General features: G+C 50.9%; 16 protein-coding genes. 8 read left to right on the forward strand and 8 right to left on the reverse strand.

Going from position 1 to position 16,439, the window contains the following annotated elements:
* Positions 1–204 precede the first annotated feature (204 nt).
* The 3 genes from CRO74_RS15765 to CRO74_RS32225 all read right to left on the reverse strand — a co-directional run bounded on the left by CRO74_RS15765 (position 205) and on the right by CRO74_RS32225 (position 1,666).
* Positions 205–783 (reverse strand): hypothetical protein, encoded by a 579-nt coding sequence (locus CRO74_RS15765; protein ID WP_097126975.1) that lies wholly within the window; start codon positions 781–783, stop codon positions 205–207.
* A 38-nt stretch (positions 784–821) separates the two neighbouring features.
* Positions 822–1,142 carry a hypothetical protein gene (locus tag CRO74_RS15770; RefSeq protein WP_144035927.1) on the reverse strand — a complete coding sequence of 107 codons (321 nt, stop codon included), beginning with the start codon at positions 1,140–1,142 and terminating at the stop codon, positions 822–824.
* A gap of 392 nt (positions 1,143–1,534) precedes the next feature.
* Entirely contained in the window at positions 1,535–1,666 is a 132-nt protein-coding gene (locus CRO74_RS32225; protein WP_262508221.1) for a hypothetical protein, read from the reverse strand.
* Positions 1,667–1,858: 192 nt separating this feature from the next.
* On the opposite strand from CRO74_RS32225, the gene CRO74_RS15775 reads away from it, so the two are divergent.
* Complete coding sequence (locus CRO74_RS15775; protein ID WP_097126977.1) at positions 1,859–2,104, forward strand: hypothetical protein; 246 nt, start codon at positions 1,859–1,861, stop codon at positions 2,102–2,104.
* A gap of 112 nt (positions 2,105–2,216) precedes the next feature.
* Here CRO74_RS15775 and CRO74_RS31320 read toward each other — a convergent pair whose 3' ends face one another.
* Positions 2,217–2,405, reverse strand: coding sequence for a hypothetical protein (locus CRO74_RS31320; protein ID WP_144035928.1), 189 nt, complete (start codon positions 2,403–2,405; stop codon positions 2,217–2,219).
* A 272-nt stretch (positions 2,406–2,677) separates the two neighbouring features.
* On the opposite strand from CRO74_RS31320, the gene CRO74_RS15780 reads away from it, so the two are divergent.
* From CRO74_RS15780 to CRO74_RS15800, 5 genes are all read left to right on the forward strand, one after another.
* Entirely contained in the window at positions 2,678–3,061 is a 384-nt protein-coding gene (locus CRO74_RS15780; protein ID WP_097126978.1) for a DUF4260 domain-containing protein, read from the forward strand.
* A gap of 56 nt (positions 3,062–3,117) precedes the next feature.
* Positions 3,118–4,131, forward strand: coding sequence for an AraC family transcriptional regulator (locus CRO74_RS15785; protein WP_097126979.1), 1,014 nt, complete (start codon positions 3,118–3,120; stop codon positions 4,129–4,131).
* Positions 4,132–4,418: 287 nt separating this feature from the next.
* Positions 4,419–5,069 (forward strand): hypothetical protein, encoded by a 651-nt coding sequence (locus CRO74_RS15790; RefSeq protein ID WP_097126980.1) that lies wholly within the window; start codon positions 4,419–4,421, stop codon positions 5,067–5,069.
* A 184-nt stretch (positions 5,070–5,253) separates the two neighbouring features.
* The gene (locus tag CRO74_RS15795; RefSeq protein ID WP_097126981.1) at positions 5,254–5,853 is read left to right on the forward strand and encodes a Crp/Fnr family transcriptional regulator; all 600 of its coding nucleotides are present in this window, start codon (positions 5,254–5,256) and stop codon (positions 5,851–5,853) included.
* 131 nt (positions 5,854–5,984) lie between these two features.
* Positions 5,985–7,043 (forward strand): medium chain dehydrogenase/reductase family protein, encoded by a 1,059-nt coding sequence (locus CRO74_RS15800; RefSeq protein ID WP_097126982.1) that lies wholly within the window; start codon positions 5,985–5,987, stop codon positions 7,041–7,043.
* Between the two features lie 224 nt (positions 7,044–7,267).
* On the opposite strand, the gene CRO74_RS15805 is transcribed toward CRO74_RS15800, so the two are convergent.
* Positions 7,268–8,962, reverse strand: a complete 1,695-nt coding sequence (locus tag CRO74_RS15805) for a two-component regulator propeller domain-containing protein (protein WP_245877866.1) — start codon at positions 8,960–8,962, stop codon at positions 7,268–7,270.
* 300 nt (positions 8,963–9,262) lie between these two features.
* Between CRO74_RS15805 and CRO74_RS15810 the strand changes: the two genes are divergently transcribed.
* Positions 9,263–11,002, forward strand: coding sequence for an FG-GAP repeat domain-containing protein (locus CRO74_RS15810; protein ID WP_097126983.1), 1,740 nt, complete (start codon positions 9,263–9,265; stop codon positions 11,000–11,002).
* Positions 11,003–11,424: 422 nt separating this feature from the next.
* Here the strand turns inward: CRO74_RS15810 and CRO74_RS15815 are convergent, their stop codons facing one another.
* From CRO74_RS15815 to CRO74_RS15825, 3 genes are all read right to left on the reverse strand, one after another.
* The gene (locus tag CRO74_RS15815; RefSeq protein WP_097126984.1) at positions 11,425–11,829 is read right to left on the reverse strand and encodes a LytR/AlgR family response regulator transcription factor; all 405 of its coding nucleotides are present in this window, start codon (positions 11,827–11,829) and stop codon (positions 11,425–11,427) included.
* A gap of 197 nt (positions 11,830–12,026) precedes the next feature.
* Positions 12,027–12,770 (reverse strand): LytR/AlgR family response regulator transcription factor, encoded by a 744-nt coding sequence (locus tag CRO74_RS15820; RefSeq protein ID WP_097126985.1) that lies wholly within the window; start codon positions 12,768–12,770, stop codon positions 12,027–12,029.
* Between the two features lie 50 nt (positions 12,771–12,820).
* Complete coding sequence (locus tag CRO74_RS15825) at positions 12,821–15,073, reverse strand: tetratricopeptide repeat protein (protein ID WP_097126986.1); 2,253 nt, start codon at positions 15,071–15,073, stop codon at positions 12,821–12,823.
* Between the two features lie 404 nt (positions 15,074–15,477).
* Between CRO74_RS15825 and CRO74_RS15830 the strand changes: the two genes are divergently transcribed.
* Positions 15,478–16,068, forward strand: a complete 591-nt coding sequence (locus CRO74_RS15830) for an RNA polymerase sigma factor (RefSeq protein ID WP_097126987.1) — start codon at positions 15,478–15,480, stop codon at positions 16,066–16,068.
* Positions 16,069–16,439 lie beyond the last annotated feature (371 nt).

Genomic DNA, 16,439 nt, shown 5'->3' on the forward strand with positions numbered 1-16,439 from the left:
CACTAGAGACGGACTAGATCCCTGTGATTGAGCGTGTCAAGGGTTTCGTCCACCAAAAGGCTTCGATCCGTGAACTCGTGCTTTCTGACGAACGGACCGCCATCATCCCCCGCCTACGCTGCTGAAAAAGCCCCAAAAATAAGCCCCTTCTTCCTCCTCGTCCCCTTCTATTGAACCACGTGGAAGAGTGGGAAAAGTACGTACTCAGTAGCGATGCTCTAGCCCTAAAAGGTCATCCAGCCGGTATGTAAGTTGCGCATGATAGACCCTGGACTGACGGATTTGCTCCTTTAGAGAAGCGATTTGATGCGCATAACACACCAGCAGACCAGCTCGACTGGGTAGGGACTCGATCATGGCCCACTGATGAAACTCATCGAGTTGATTCAACCATTGGCTTTGTTGATCCATCCGGGTCTGACTGGATTGAAGTTGCTCGATGAGTTGATCAATCGACTCCTGAGCTAGCGGCAGCCTTGGCAAGGGAGCGGCCTTGGGATACAACCGATGGATTCCCCGTTTGCCTGACTTGGCTTTGGGTAAAAGAGCCTGCCAAACTTGGGCCAACTCGTGGATAGGCTGGGAAAACGATTGCCCATCGAAAGCAGCCACCGGTAGGGAGGTCGCTCCATCCTCGTCAATCACATGAGCGCTAAGCAGCTGATCGTCTGGCTCGATACACAGGTAATTGATGAAATCTAACCCGGCTTCGAGTGAATACTGGCGAAAGGAAAAACTGTTGATTCCTTTTTGGGGATGCGACACGGTGAAGAGAAAGATCATAGTTTGAGTATGTAAAGGTCCGTGTGAGAAGAAGAATATTAGATCCGGGTATCCGACGACTGGCTTACCGCTTGATACCAGCCTTGAGCGCGCTCATGGCCTGCCCGTTTATAGCGTTTAAACACCCGTTCGAACTGCTGCCGCTGTAGGATTGGCTGAGCCTCCAGGTTGAGCGCGGTTCGGTCATCCAGGGATAGCCCCTGCCAGAATAGCCAATCGGCCGGAGTTAGATGCTGTTCCAGATAAACCGCCAGCCGCTGCTGGTTGACCAGAGCCTGCCGGGTCATCAATTGGCGGCAGTACAAGGTAATCGTCAGGCGGATACGCCTAATCATCAGACGGTCGAAAGCAGGTAGCATACAGGCGTCGGGCGAAGGGAGTGGCTCTACCCACCGGTTAAGATGCCGGGGAGAGGAAGAGTCTCACTATGAAATGTTTATCATAAAGATAGACTAAGTAGATTAACTTGTTGTGAATACTTGTATAAAAGGGTTGACATAATATCATTTATATCCAATAGTATATCAGTTTGGGTAAATTGTAGACAAGATTCGGGTGTTTTGTACAAAGCCAGGCCAAGTCATTAAGTTTATAAGCTGCTTGGAAACAGGCGGTTAAGGGATATTGGCTATACGGCTTCACGTTGCACGGTCCACCGGTCCTATCGTTCGTTTAAGGGCGTATAGGCCAGATTAAATGGATAACTCAGTGTCCATGAAAACGCTGCGTTTAATTTGCAGCAGAAAAGAGGTTACTGTTCAATCTGTTTACCGGCGGGGAAACTATTGAGTTGTAAGGTGCTGCTTGGGCTAGAAGCAAAGACCTTTACTTCACTTAACAGAACACGATCACCAAGTAAGTCGATATCCTTGGGGTAAGACATTCCCGCAAAGCCGGTTTGACCGGATACTGAATGCGATGGGTAACGACTTGAGAAAAGACAGGATCCTGATTTAAGGCGGTAGAGGCAATCTTGAATCTGACCCATTCGTTAGCCACCAGTCTGTGAGGGCCAACCAAACAAAGCGTATTGTCAAGCAGTTTCTAACTGGTCAACTAACAAACCGCATTAGTTATGGAAAATCAAACTGCCGCTTATTTGCCTAATCCCAGTCCGGTTATCCTGATTGTTTATCAGCAAGAATCGTATCAATACTGTGCCGTTTTTGTTAATCAAACCCGCCAGCAAGCTGAGGAAACGTTCAAGCAAAAGTACCCCTTTCAGCCAGGGGAAGCCTATTCAGTGAAAGAATATGAAAACGTTGAGAGTTACTCGGTCACGGTAGATGGTAATTTGTTGATTAATGGCAGTTACAAATAGGAAAAGCCATCTCTTGCACATGCGTTCTCCTGGGCTGTATGCGACCGATTAGAGGTGGTTACCCCCTGTCTGGGCCAGGAGTAATGAAAACTAAATAAACCGTTCGATCCCTTTAAGTAGCTTGGTGGACAGACAAACTCTGATCTTTAGTGCTTACCGTGTCGGCTACAGTTGCCTTCAACCAATCCAGTTCTTCTAACGGTTTTGATACGTTATAAGATGGAGGAACATCTGACTGGCGATAATTGACTACCAGCGCGTAAAGAAGTAAGCAAAGGGTAGTCATGAAGAGGATTTTCATGTGAAAGCGATTTAGTCTTATGGCCTAACTTTCAAGGTACGGGCTGGAATATGATACTATTCTCCGAACCCATCCTAATGTTTCCCAGGATGGGTTCTGCCGTATGAGAATGATAGCGCTTGTAGATAGTCAAAAATTACCTGTCTCCTAAAAGGCCCGTATTTGTGCATTATCCCCGTGTCTCTGAGTCTATTTCGTTATCTTTTGTTAAGGAGTCTGTCCCGAACACGGCCGTACCTTTGGCCTATAGGTAAAACAAACGCCTTACACGTATGAAAACGCTCATCAAATTAGAAGAAGCTGCCCAATTCGCCCTCTCGATCTTTCTGTTCGCCAAACTGCCATTCGTTTGGTGGGTATACCCTGCTTTGTTGCTGGTTCCCGATGTGAGTATGCTGGGGTATCTGCTGAATGCTAAAGTGGGTGCGTTTAGCTACAACCTGGTCCACCACAAGGCATTGGCCATTGCGGTTGGCGTAGCTGGGTTAGTGCTACAAAACAATGAGTTGACGCTGGCGGGTATACTGCTCTTTGGCCACTCCTCAATGGATAGACTGATAGGAGCCGGATTGAAATACACGACGGGTTTTGCCGATACGCACCTGAGTGAGGCAGCCGCTCAGACGAAGCCAACTACTGAATTAGCGGTTGCCTGATAGTCAACGAACCAACTACCAGATGCTGGTAGCCTTAGACAACTTAAGGTAAACAAATGCCTACCGACGCTACCATTTCTTCCGCTTCCGTAAAGGGGCTGCTCTATGCCGTCTCGCAATGCGGGGCCGATGCCGGGGCGTTGAGCCAGGCAGTTGGGTTGGATAGTACCCAGTTGGAAGATCCCGACGGCCGGGTGCCCATGGCGACCATGCAACGCCTGTGGGGCCTGGCTGTAGAGGCCACAGGCGACCCGCACCTCGATCTGCATATGGCCCAGCATGTCCACCACAGCAGCTACGGCGTGCTGGCGTACGTACTCATGCATAGCCCCACCCTGGGCGTTGCCATCCAAAAGTTGTGCCGCTATCAGGACATCGTTTGCAGCGGAACGCGCATCAGCCTGCGCCACCTGGGCGACAGCGTGGAACTGGTCGTCGACCTAATCAGCCCCGCTATCGTGTACCCGCACTTTGTGCTCAACTCCGAGCTATCCATTTACCTGCACATGCTGCGGCTGCTGAGTGGCCAGTCTCTAGCTCCCGAAGCGTTATACCTGGCCTACCCTGCACCAGCCGATACCCGCGAACACGTTCGTGTTTTTGCGCCTGCCCAAGTGCAGTTTGGTACCTCCTATTCGGCCCTGCGCCTGCCAGCCACCGTCTTAGCGCTACCCATCCCTACCGCCGACCCGCGACTATTGGCCCTGCTCGAACCGCACGCTGCCGCCCTGCTGGACCGACTGCACGAACTGCCCGCTCTTGCCGATCGCGTACGCCACGAATTGTTGCGCCTGTTGGTTCAATCCGAACCCACTCTGGAAGCCGTGGCCGAGGCCCTGAGCCTTAGCCCCCGCATCCTCCAGCGGCAACTGCATCAGGACGGCTACAGCTACCAGCAACTGCTCGATGAAGTACGCCGTGAGCTGGCTGAACGCCACCTGCGCGACCACATCCTTAGCATAAAAGACATCGCGTTACTGCTGGGTTTCGCCGAGCCGAGTGTGTTTATCCGGGCGTTTCGTCGCTGGACCGGCCAAACACCCGGTACGTTCCGCCGGACGGCGAAATAGCCGTTTTAAACGCCTGGGCTACCATCGAACTGCTTGGCTAGCCCATCCCGAAGCGTAGAAGGAGCATTTTTACCGTAGAGCCCTACGCCATATTGACCTTAAAAGGCACCGGGTCGTTGGTCGCATCGTGGCATTATGTAAGGGCCATTAATTACCGAATGACGTTCATTTCGATGCTTTTTTAACGCCTTGCGCGAAAAGTCAATCCGATTTTCGGAATCGGTCAACAAGCCAGCCATCGGCACATAATAACTTTGACACATACTAACGCCCACTGGGTTACTTCCATGTTTTTAGGTCATTTTGGGGTCGGTCTGGCGACCAAGCCCCTGCAACCGCGCGTGTCACTGGGCACCTTGTTTCTGGCGACACAGCTGGCTGATTTACTTTGGCCCACCCTGCTGCTGCTAGGCGTAGAGCGCGTCGAAATCCGTCCCGGTCTGCTGGCAGCCTCGCCCCTTGACTTCGTGTATTATCCCTTCTCGCACAGTCTGCTGGCGGAAGTGGTACTCGGGCTAGCCCTGGGCCTCGCTTACGGCCTGTTCCGGCGCAATTGGCGGGAAGCCCTGCTGGTGGGCTTGCTGGTGCCCAGTCACTGGCTGCTCGACCTGATCATGCACCGTCCTGACCTGCCCCTTTACTTCGGCCAATCCCCTAAAGCAGGACTCGGTCTTTGGCAAAATCTGCCCGCAACGCTGGTACTCGAACTGGGCTCGCTGGCGGTCGGTCTATGGGTATATATGCGCCACACCCGGGCGCGTAACCGCACCGGTCGCTTCGCCCTCTGGGGTATGATCGCCTTTTTAGTGCTCGTTTATGTGGGCGCTGCCCTCGGTCCGGCCCCGGCCAGTGTCGCAGCCCTAGCCTGGAGCGCTCAGATACTATGGCTGGTCGTGGGTCTTGGCTATTGGGTCGATGCGAATCGGGAGCCGGTATAGGGAAGTGCAGGCGGAGCTTGTCTGTAGGCTACCGATGGAATTGAACACGCGGTTTAAGCGATCGGCTTTTGCTTAACAGTATAAACCATTGGGTAGCCTCAACAAGGGAATACTATTGAGCTTCTTCTCGTTGATCAATTCGTTGAATGACCCATTTTAGGGTTTTTGTGTACCAACATAACCTATGAACGATTCGCTACACCAGGCAGCCCGACAACTGCGGCAGCATATTCACCAGTTTGTGGCGTTGTCGGATGAAGAATGGCATGGCCTGGAGCCACACCTGTCGATCATCCACCTGAAAAAAAACCAATTCATGGTCACGCAGGGGGTTGTTGCCAGTCAGATAGGCTTTGTCCTGGAGGGCATATTCCGGCAGTTTTATACCAAAGAGGGCGAAGAACGCACCACCTATTTCTTCTTTGACCAGCAGTTGATAGCGGCTTATATGAGCTGCATCACCGCCCGGCCATCGCCCGTTAGTATCGAGGCCCTCAGTGACGCTACCTGTCTGGTCTTTCCTTACCCCGTCCTGAAAGCCCTCTTCAGTCAGTATACGGGCTGGCAGGAATTTGGTCGATTATTTGCCGAATATGTGATGGTGGCGTTGGAAGAGCGGATGGCAGGCCTGTTGATGCTTAGCCCCGAAGAACGCTATCTGGCCCTGCTGGAAGGCGATCAGCGTCACCTTCTTCAGCGCGTTCCCCAGCACTACATTGCCACCTACCTGGGCATTACCCCCGTCAGCATGAGTCGAATTCGTAACCGAATCATACCTAAATAAAGTATAGCCGAACCGGTTGCCGGATGATCCGACTACGGGTGAGGCAAGGCAGCTTAATCTGTTCTTATCTTTTGTTATCGTTTTGGTCCGGGGTGGTCCGGTAGCTTTGTTGCAGACAAACAGACAAAGCGATGCAACCCATAAAAGAAGCCAATTCGATCCCATTCGTTAGCCAGGAGGTCGTGCTACCGGCCCCGGTGGAACCCAGTGGATTCGTCATGCACAACAACGAACTCAGCCAGCCAGCGACGGGCCAGGTGATCGTTCGGGTAGAAGCCAGTGGCATCTCCTTTGCCGAGCAGGCCATGCGCCGTGACCGCTATCCGGGCCAGCCAGCGTTTCCTTTTGTGCCGGGTTACGATCTGGTCGGCACGGTAGTGGCCATTGGTCCGGGCGTTGATGCCTCGTGGATGGGCAAACGGGTGGCCGCCCTGACCAAAACCGGGGGCTGGGCCAGCTATTCCCTGCGCTCTGCCAGCGAGTTGTTGCTTGTTCCGGATGGGATTGATCCGGCCGAAGCCGAAGCCCTGGTCGTTAATGGGCTCACGGCTTGGCAGATGCTGCATCGGAAAGCCCACATTCGCGCGGGTCAAACCATCGTCGTGCATGGCGCCAATGGTGGTGTCGGCACAACATTGGTCCAACTGGCCCGGCACGCTGGCGTACGGGTCATCGGACTGGCGTCGCATCGGCACCACGCCACCCTGAAAGAACAGGGCGTTGAGCCCATCGATTATAACGACTCAAATTGGGCCGAGCAGATACGGCAACTGGTGCCGGAGGGGGTCGATGCCGTTTTTGATAATGTGGGTGGTGCCGGTATTACGCAGTCTTTTCGCTTACTCAAACGAGGTGGCACCCTGGTCAGCTACGCCATTGCTTCGGCCATGCTGAGTGAAAAATCGATGCTACTTAACTTCATCGACCTGATCGCCCACCTAACCTGGTGGAACCTGCTGCCGAATGGTCGAAAGGCCTTGTTCTATGACGTCATGGCGGGTCGGGGTAGTCAGGCGTTTCAAACCCGCTCACAGGACGATTTTGCCCAGATCATGAGTCTGCTGGCCAGTGGTGTGCTAAGCCCCCGCATTGCCGCCCGTTTTCCCCTTGACCACATTCGGCAGGCCATGGAACTGGCCGAATCCCGAACGGCATACGGCAAGGTAATCCTCACCCCAACCCATTCCTAATTCGCCTGGGACCGCATACGCCATGAAAAACACGTCAAAGCACCATATCTTAATTGCCGTCGGTAATGGCCTGGTCGACAAGTCATTAACGTAGGCCAGCGGCCGTATGCGACTGATGGCGTTGGATAGATGTTAAAAAGTCATTGTCTCTCAAAAGGCTCCCCCATAAGACGACGACGTCTTCATGCATTTGCTCATTAATTCGGGCTTTTTGAGAAACAGCACTACCTATTTATTTTTTTTGCTACGATTTTCATAAAGAGTTTAACGTTGTCCGAAATAGTTCCATCACCAGACTTATAAAAGTGCTTTTCCGATCCAGAATCGATACCCCAATCGGTTCGATCAATGACCAGCGTACCATTCATCTCGATAGTTCCGTCCATGCCGTCCTTAAAATGTATCTTGGCTGGAAAAGTAACTGCCTTCGTGATACCTTCCATGGTCAGGTTCCCTGTAACTTTTATATTTCCTTCATTAACTCTTATACTTCCATCATTCGGAACTTTTGTATTTCCATCATTCCCTGTTTCAACCTTCGAAATGGCGAACGTAGAAACAGGGAATTTTTTGACATCAAAAAATGCAGGTAATTTATTGTATGAAGGTTGATCATCAAATTTTTCAATGGTAGTCATGTCGACTTCAACGGCACCGCCTACCAGATGACGGTTGTCGATCAACAATTCTCCTTTTACTAGATCGACGTCCCCTGTATGGGAACCATCACCAAGAAACTTGGAACCTTCCCATCCACCAAGTAGCATAGAGCCTTTCCAGATGATAACACTTTGCTTCGTATCTATACTATATTTTTTCTGACCCTCTTTATTATAAAAGTCCGTGATGGTCTTTCCATCATACCGATACACGCCGGTCGCATCGCCAAACCAAATACTGCCATCGTTCGCTTCCAAGAGCCCCAGAAAAGCTTTTCCTGACCTGATTTCGGTTACAGTGGGCTTCTCACTATACAGGGACTTTGCCTCATAACGGGAAAGTGCCTGGACCGTCCAGTTAGCAGGGTTTACCGGACCAGTAGTCCAGATGTTTCCTTGTTTATCCTGGATTATAGCATAAGCACCTCGCTCCGATACCTTCGTAAAGGTACTGCCGTCATAGCGATAGAGGCCACCGCTATTGCCATTAAAGCCATTGTAACCGCTGAGCCAAATAGTACCTTTTCTATCTTCGATTATGCTCCAAACGTCGAGAAAAGGTTCGCCTTTATGCGTTAACGTGGTAAATTTTTTTCCATCATAAACAAAGGCGTCGCCCCTTGTGCCAACCCACAATTTCCCTGTTTTATCTTCAAGGATTGTATGAATATCATTATTCCAATGCCCTTCTTTATAAAAAAGCGGGGCGTTCGGAGAGGTGAAATTTCGAAACGATTTCCCGACTGCCCCTCTGGGATCGTACCGACTTAGTCCACCTCCAGTGCCGAACCAAATAATGCCGGCTTTATCTTCATAAACAGACGTAACTCGATTACTGGCAAGTCCCTCGGTGGTAGTGAAATGTTGAATGTCTGCCTGTCCGGTAGGCAGGGATTTTCCGTTGTAATAATAAACGCCTGAATCCGTGGAAGCGAACCAAAGATTTCCTCGTCGATCTTCCAGAACATCCTGGAATTTGTGCTGACCTAGTTTACTGGTAAGATTAGTAAACGATTTTCTCTGTTCGTCCGGCAGGCGGGAATCGTATCGAAAAACATCGCCAAATGATTCGTTGTTTGGGCCAGCAATCAAGATGGTGCCATTGCTGCCTTTTCTAATAGTACGAACCATCATGTTTGGCCCTATGTCTTTAATTTCGGACTTGATGGTATCTTTTGGTACGGTTGTTTGGTTTTGTCTGCAGGAACTGAGGAAAACAGATAGTAAGAGCAAAGCATATTGGCGGGAGTAGTTCATCATTTTTCTTTTTTGATACCAACTAATTTTAACCACTGCGGTGGGCCGCAAACCTACCAGTCTTTGTGTTGAAATGTGTTGGAGGGATAGTAAAAGAATGTTAACGAAACGTAAAAGCTGCCTGATTATATTTGTTAGCCTACTTGTCAACACGTCCTAAGTTTTCTAGTTGTTATTGATAGTATCGGCCAAGCCTATAAGTTACCTGTACGGCTATCCAAAGAGTTGCTCACGCCAGGTTCCTTTAGTGACTTTACGATTGGTATTGCTCTTGTTTATCTTTCCTAAACTTACTCATATCGTATGACTTCTTCTTTTCCGATCCCTTCCTCAACTCTTCAGGACCTTGGCTCTCCCAAGACAGGTCGCTCTAACTGGCTTAGCCGGGCGGGGCTAGTCGCTTTGCTATTGACCAGTCTCAGCCGTGTGGGCTGGGGGCAGTGTTTCAAGGCGACAACGGTTTCGCTCAGCCACGCTACACTACCCGCTGGCGTTAATCCCTTTTCCATAGCGGTGGGCGACTTTAATGGCGATGGCAAGCTCGACCTGGCCACGGCAAACGCCGGTTCTGACAACGTCTCTGTGCTACTGGGTAATGGCAGCGGGGGCTTTGAAACGGTGGGCAACTTTGCCGTCGGTGAGGCTCCCTTTTCTGTAGCGGTGGGCGACTTCAACGGCGATGGCCGAGCAGATATCGCCACGGCAAACAGCCATTCTCAAAACGTCTCGGTGCTGCTCAGTAAGGGTAGTGGGGGATTTAGTATGGCGCCAAGTGTGCCCCTGGGTGGTAGTCCCAGTGCCGTAGCGGTGGGCGACTTCAACGGCGATGGCCGAATCGATCTGGCCGTAGCAAACTTTTCGTTTAACATTGTCTCGGTGTTGCTGGGCAATGGCCGTGGAGATTTTAGCAGGGCTCCGGATGCGACCCTGGGGGGTAGTCCCCTTGCCGTAGCCGTGGGCGACTTTAACGGCGACGGCCGAGCCGACATCGCCACAACAAGCGGGCGTGCTGGTAATGTCTCGGTGTTGCTGAGCCAGGGTAACGGGGAATTTGAGCCGGTGAGCAACTTTGCCGTTGGTAATGGTCCTGAGTCCGTAGCGGTGGGCGACTTTAATGGCGATGGTAAGCCTGACCTGGTTACCGCAAACGCCAATTCTAATACGGTTTCGGTGTTGCTGGGCACTGGCCGCGGAGACTTTAGCCTGGCTTCGGACGTGGCCGTCGGTGATGTTCCCAATTCGGTAGCGGTGGGCGACTTCAACGGCGACGGCCGAACCGATTTGGCCACCGCAAATCTAGCTTCTAACAACGTCTCGGTGTTGCTGGGCCAGGGTCGCGGAGACTTTAGTAGGGGTCCGAGCGTGGCCGTCGGTGAGGCTCCCAATTCAGTAGTCGTGGGCGACTTTAATGGCGATGGTAAGCCTGATCTGGCTACTGCAAACTTTTCTTCCAACAACGTCTCGGTGCTGACTAGCTGCGCCATACCGAGCCCGCCCTTCAGCATCACTGGCGTGACGACGGTAAGCTGTGAAACGGTGACGGCTGGTGAGCGCCGGCTGACCTTCACTCCCCAGTACGCGGGTCTCAACGGGCAACCTATCCGCTTCGCGGTGGTTAACCAGTTGGTGCCCACTACTGGGCCGGGGCCTTACACGTTACAGGTATACACCGACAACCCCATCATCATCCTGAGCGCTCAGCAAGGGGGTACCGTAGCCACTTACCGCTACAACTGGCTGGTGGGTTGCCAGGCGTCGGGCCGATTGGGTGCCCCCGAAGCAGGTACGGGCTTGCAGGTGCGGGTTTTGGGCAACCCCGTGATGGGGGACGTTCTCCAGATCGAGGTGCGGGGCGCTGCCGACCAGCCCCTGCGGTTGCAGCTGAGCGACCCGGCCGGTCGCCCGGTGAGTGAGCGGTGGGTGGAGCAGGCTGGCGGGGTCGAGTACCAAGTCTTACCCGTGAGCACCCAACCGGCCGGTCTCCTCTTACTTCGGGTGAGCACCTCAACTCAGAGCCAAACGCTGAAGGTGCTTAAGCGCTAACCAGCCTTTGCCCGGAAATAAAGCGGCCGCATCCAGTCAGATGATGGGGTGTTTTTTGCATTTAAACTACATGTTGTTTAGAATCCGCTTACCTTTACTCCGGTGGGCTTGATTGGTAACCTTGTCCACGCGTCCCCTACGTAGCGGTTCTCCAACCTGACGCGTAGGGGTTTTTGTTTTTTAAACGTTGAATCCCAGTTTCCCTGCCGGGTTCTTTAGATCACTCAAACGTACTCAGTTTCCCGGTTAGTGGCATCGACGGATTGTATTGGACACTAGGAAAAGATTACCGTCTTAAAAAAAGGCTTCTTTGAGTAGACGATCCGTTTCACGAACTGTCCAATGTAAAACGTCGCTTCCGGTTAATCCACTGTTGGTGTTACGCCCCCAACGTTTTTAGGGAAACAAAATCAGCTTGGTGCTCAGGGAGCGGGACGTTGGGCAAAACCCAACCAGGATATACCGCTCGCCGTTTGGGCTTCCATCAACTGGTGACGAAGCTGACTTCTCCGGCGTCGGGAAACAGGCAAACAGACATCGCCCGTGGTTAAACGCACGCGACCGATGTCCGAAAGGCTTTGAGATTGATCAATAAACCGTTGGTTTACCGCATACCGCCGGTGCAAACGAATAAACTGGGCAGCGGGTAAGCTGGCTAGTACAGTCTTCATCGTATAGGGAAGAAGTAAACGGCAGTCATCGGTCCATACCAGCCAGGTATAATTGGCGGACCCTTCTAAAAAGACTAACTCCTTTACATCTCGCCATTCAACGGCCGAGCGATGATGAACACGCAGTAAAGGCCAACCAGCACTATTTCGATCCATAAGGTTTAGACAACCCCTGCCCGGCTTGGTTTAATCGCTGGTATCTATGAAATGAAGAACTACCCGTAGGCGACTGATTGAGTTAGACGAATATGAAAAACCTACTGCCTTGCAAAAACTCCTATGCGAGACGCCGATGCTTTCATGCATCTGCCTGCTTCTTAATTTAGGCGTTAGTTGAACCACGGCTTCCTTGTTTATAACCAGCCAAAGCGCTGTATTAACTTTTCTTTCTGCTGGCGGGCCACCGGAATGCTTACCTCATTATTCATAATCAGGTACTGGCCTTCTCCTTTCATAAACATTTTTATCTGGTCCAGATTGATTAAAAACTGCCGATGAACCCGCATGAAGTTACGCTCTTCCAGAAAGTGCTGCACTTCCCGTAAGGTGCGGGTCAGCAGAAAATGTCGATTCTGCGTGGCAATAACGCGCGTGTAATTGTTATCGGCTTCGCAGTAGAGAATATCCTTCAGAGCTAGAAAAACGATGCCATTCTGGTAAGGGACCGCTATCTTATCCGCTAGCTGACGTTCCTGTAATTGCCGTTGCAGCATCGCTACCTGACGTCCGTCGATGCGTTGCTGTCGGGTGGCCTTACTTACGGCAGCTTTTAACTCCTCAACATCAATCGGTTTGAGTAGGTAATCAAGGGCACTATAGCGAAACGCTTTCACCGCATACTCGTTATAAGCCGTTACAAAGACAAGTTGAAAAAAGAGTTCACCCACCTTTTCCAGCAGCTGAAACCCGTTCAGACGCGGCATCTCAATGTCCAGAAATACCAGGTCTGGTTGTTGCTGTTGGATGAGTCGTAAGCCCTCTGGACTACTGGTTGTCTGGCCAATAATTTCTATCTGAGGACAGTGAAGGGTTAATTCACGAGCCAGCAAATTCACACAATCCTGTTCATCGTCAATCAGTATCGTCCTTAACATCATTAACTTTTTTTAAAGGGTAAGCCTAGCTTGGTGTTGACCGATCAACGGCATCAGATGGGTATGTGGAGAACGACTCGGGTGCCCGAAGGCTGGTGATGAGCATCCATTAAATCCTCGATCACAACGGTAGTATCGGTCTGATAGACCTGATTAATGAGGTCTAATCGTTCACTGGTCATTTTCATGCCGAACGATTTCCTCTTGTCGGCCGACTTGCTGGCTAGCCGGGCGGCTTGAGACCGGCCCACGCCATCATCGGTGATGGTAACCTGCAATTGATCGGATGGGGCCTGTGCAACCCGTATCCAGACCGTTCCTCCGTTTTCTTTGTGCATTAAGCCATGCCAGATGGCATTCTCAACGTAGGGCTGAATGAGCAAAGGGGGAATTTCGACAAATTCCGCATCAAGGCCCTCTTCCACCGTAATCTGACAGATCAGCTTGTCTTTAAAGCGCATGATCTCCATATCACAATACAGCCGCAAAGCTTCCAGTTCATTTTGTAGGCTCACCCGCTCCGAGCGGGAGTTCTCCAGCACCAGCCGTATCAGGCGGGCAAACTTCGTTAAGTAAACCGAAGCTTTGGCCGCTTCATTATCGGAGGCATAGAGCTTAATGGAGTTTAAGCAGTTGAAAATAAAATGAGGGTTCATCTGAGCGCGCAGAGCGGCCAGTTCCGATTCGGCTTGCCGGTGTTCGAAGCTTTGCTCCAGTTCCCGAAGCCGCTGGGCCTCCAGTTGCCGGTCTTGCTCAGCAATCAACCGAGTGGTTTGCTGATTATGCCGGTATTGTCGGATGATCACGCCGATCAGGATAACAAACAGCAATAGCGAGGCCAGTAAGGCGTAATTACGCTGTTTTAAGCTTTTCATTTCCCCATTCTGTTGCTGGGTCTGTTGCCAAAGCAGACTAACCTGATTCTCCTTTTGGTGGATGGCTAAATTGTTCTTAAGGATGGCGGCTGTATTAATCTCTTCAAGCAGCCTGGATTCTCGAAGGGCCGTATATTGCAGGTGATGCCGGTAGGCCTGGGCAGTATCTCCCTGCCCGGCATATATCCTGGCCAAGGTGAGATGAGCATCTTGTACTCCAGAAGAGGACCGCTGCTTTTGCGCTCCTTGCAGACTAAGTAGCCCCTGTTGCTTAGCCAGGGCGTACTTACCCCAGTGGAGGTAAAGCTGGCTCATGCGGTTATAAACCGGAAGTATCCGGGCATCAATCCATAGGGGATTACCTGCCCGGATCAGCCGCATCGCTTGTTGAAGTTGGGTCAGAGCCTGTGCATACTTACCCTGTTGTTGATACAGATCGGCTATCTCCTGATAAAGCTCTACGGACAGATAGGAGGTGGTTTGTCCATGCCGGGTTTGTGGGGCCTGTAGACTTTGTTGATAGTACTTTAAAGCCAACTCGAATTGCTGTTGTTGTTTATACAAATCAGCCATCTGTTTGTAGTACCAGGGATTTTTATAGCCCGTAAAAGTTTCATCTGCCCGGGCACTGCGCTGATAAGCAGTTAAGGCGTGAGCATAACGGCCCTGGCGCTGAAAGACCATGCCCATACCCAAACAGGCCTGGGCAATAACCAACTGATTGCGTTGGTGAGTAGCCAGGTCAAGTGCTTTTTGAAAGTAGCTTAGGGCAATGGTGCGCTGATCAGTATATGCATACAAATGACCGAGTTGCACTAAAGTGAGCACGCTATTGAAGTCATCGCCAAGGGATTGCCGAAGCGTGAGCGATTGCTGATAATGAGTTATAGCGGCTACGTAATTATGTTGCTTATAGGCCAGATCGCCAAATAGATGCATCACCTCACTAATGCCCAGCCCATCATTAACCTCCTTATAGAGCCGGTGAGCCTTCTCCAGCACACTACTGGCCTGCCTAAACTCATTATAGCGGATGTGACAAGTGCCTAGATTAGACAGGGTGGCGGCTTGGCCTGCTTTGTCATCCAGTTGTTGAAAGCGCTTCTGGGCATACTGTAGATAAGGACGGGCATGGTAGGTGTCTTGCTTATTGAGCAGAATAACGCCTAAGCAGCGGTAAGCTTCAGCCTGCCCGGTTGGATCGTTGAGCCTTAAAGCAAGCCGCAAGGCTTGCTGATTATACCGGGAGGCTTCCCGAATGCTGCTGTACCACACGGTGCGGCATTGTTCATTGAGCCGGTTTACATAAGCTCGATTGGGGACTTGCTGCGTATACACGCGCTTATCCCAAACCAGGTTCAGCCATCGAGTGAGTGGATAGATGACCAGGGCGATTAAAGTCAGCATGAGATACGGTAGTAATTTCTTCATGGCTTTGAGATGCTGATTGGAGAGGTGATCGCTCGCTGGCACGGTTCTCTTTCTTCTTTTAATCGAACTTGTCCTATTTAAGTAACTAAAGTTCCGTTGCTTGATCCAGCCATCCAAAGCTTCTTGGGTGAACGGTAACTTCTGGATTGTGAACCGACAAACGGTTGAGGGAGCAAGCGGCCTACCTCATAAAATTGACTATTCACCCCGCTCAATGAACCGTTCACGAGAGACTAATAGACAGGCGCTTATTCCATTTCTAACTTCGTTTCTGGTAACTCTTCTAAGACGTGCGGTCGCTGAGAAGGCCTGACCCTCATCAAGGTCCGTGTACTCACCGGCTCGAATCAAAAAAGGGAAAGCCGCTAGCCTAGTGATCAATATAACTCAATCAACTACCTGCTATGAATTCCTTATCCACATCAAAACGTTTAGTCGACGAACAGCTAATTACCGGTATTCAAGCCGATGGGCCCAAACAGACCTTTTTTGAGTCGCTGCTTTTTAAGCGCTATTACTATCTGATCAAAATTGGGATGCGGAAGCACCGGCTCAGTCAGGATGCGTCCCAAAGTGCCTACTCCGACGCCCTGCTGGCCGTTATCCGTCAGGTGCACGCGGGTTGCTTCACCGGACGATCCACGTTGAAGACCTATATCTACCGGATATTCACCTATAAATGTATCGACCAGGTGCGGACTCGGTTAACCTATCGACATCATATCAACCAGACGAGCCAGATCGATGCTACGCTGCTAAGCTTACCCGATAACGGGCGCTCGGCGCTTGAACAGTTAATGACGAAATACGATGTCGACCGGTTACAGCGATTACTTCAAGGGCTTAATGCCAAGAGTCAGGCTATTCTACAGGCTTGGGGGGAAGGTTACTCGGATCAGGAAATTGCCCGGCAGTTGGGTTACCGCTCGGCAGAAGTGGTCAAAGCAACACGGCTACGCAGTATCAAACGATTACGCGAGCGCTACGACCTGTGAAATTAAGGGGGGGCAAATTCGGCTTACGTTAAGTCATTGCTAACTAGTGCTACCGTACTCTTCAGCTAGTTTTAAAGCTTCCTTAGTGCAAAATAGTATTCCAATTAAGTAGCTGACAAGTCAAGGGCTTTACTTCTCTTTTAGGTCAATTGTCGAAAGAACCCCTTGAAGAACAGTGAAACATTTGCGTAGATATAGATAACCGCTAAAAGCACATTAGCCATTCTAATACATCTCAATGTGGTTGTGTCAGTTTTGATAAGAATCAAAAGTGGGCCTGAATTTTTTACTGTTGCCTGTTTCCTTTTTTTCGATTCAAACGACTAATCCTATGTATTCACTTAGTGTATTAACCAGAGTAGGTTCGTCTT

Origin of the sequence: Spirosoma fluviale (assembly GCF_900230225.1) — a bacterium.
Taxonomy (GTDB): domain Bacteria; phylum Bacteroidota; class Bacteroidia; order Cytophagales; family Spirosomataceae; genus Spirosoma; species Spirosoma fluviale.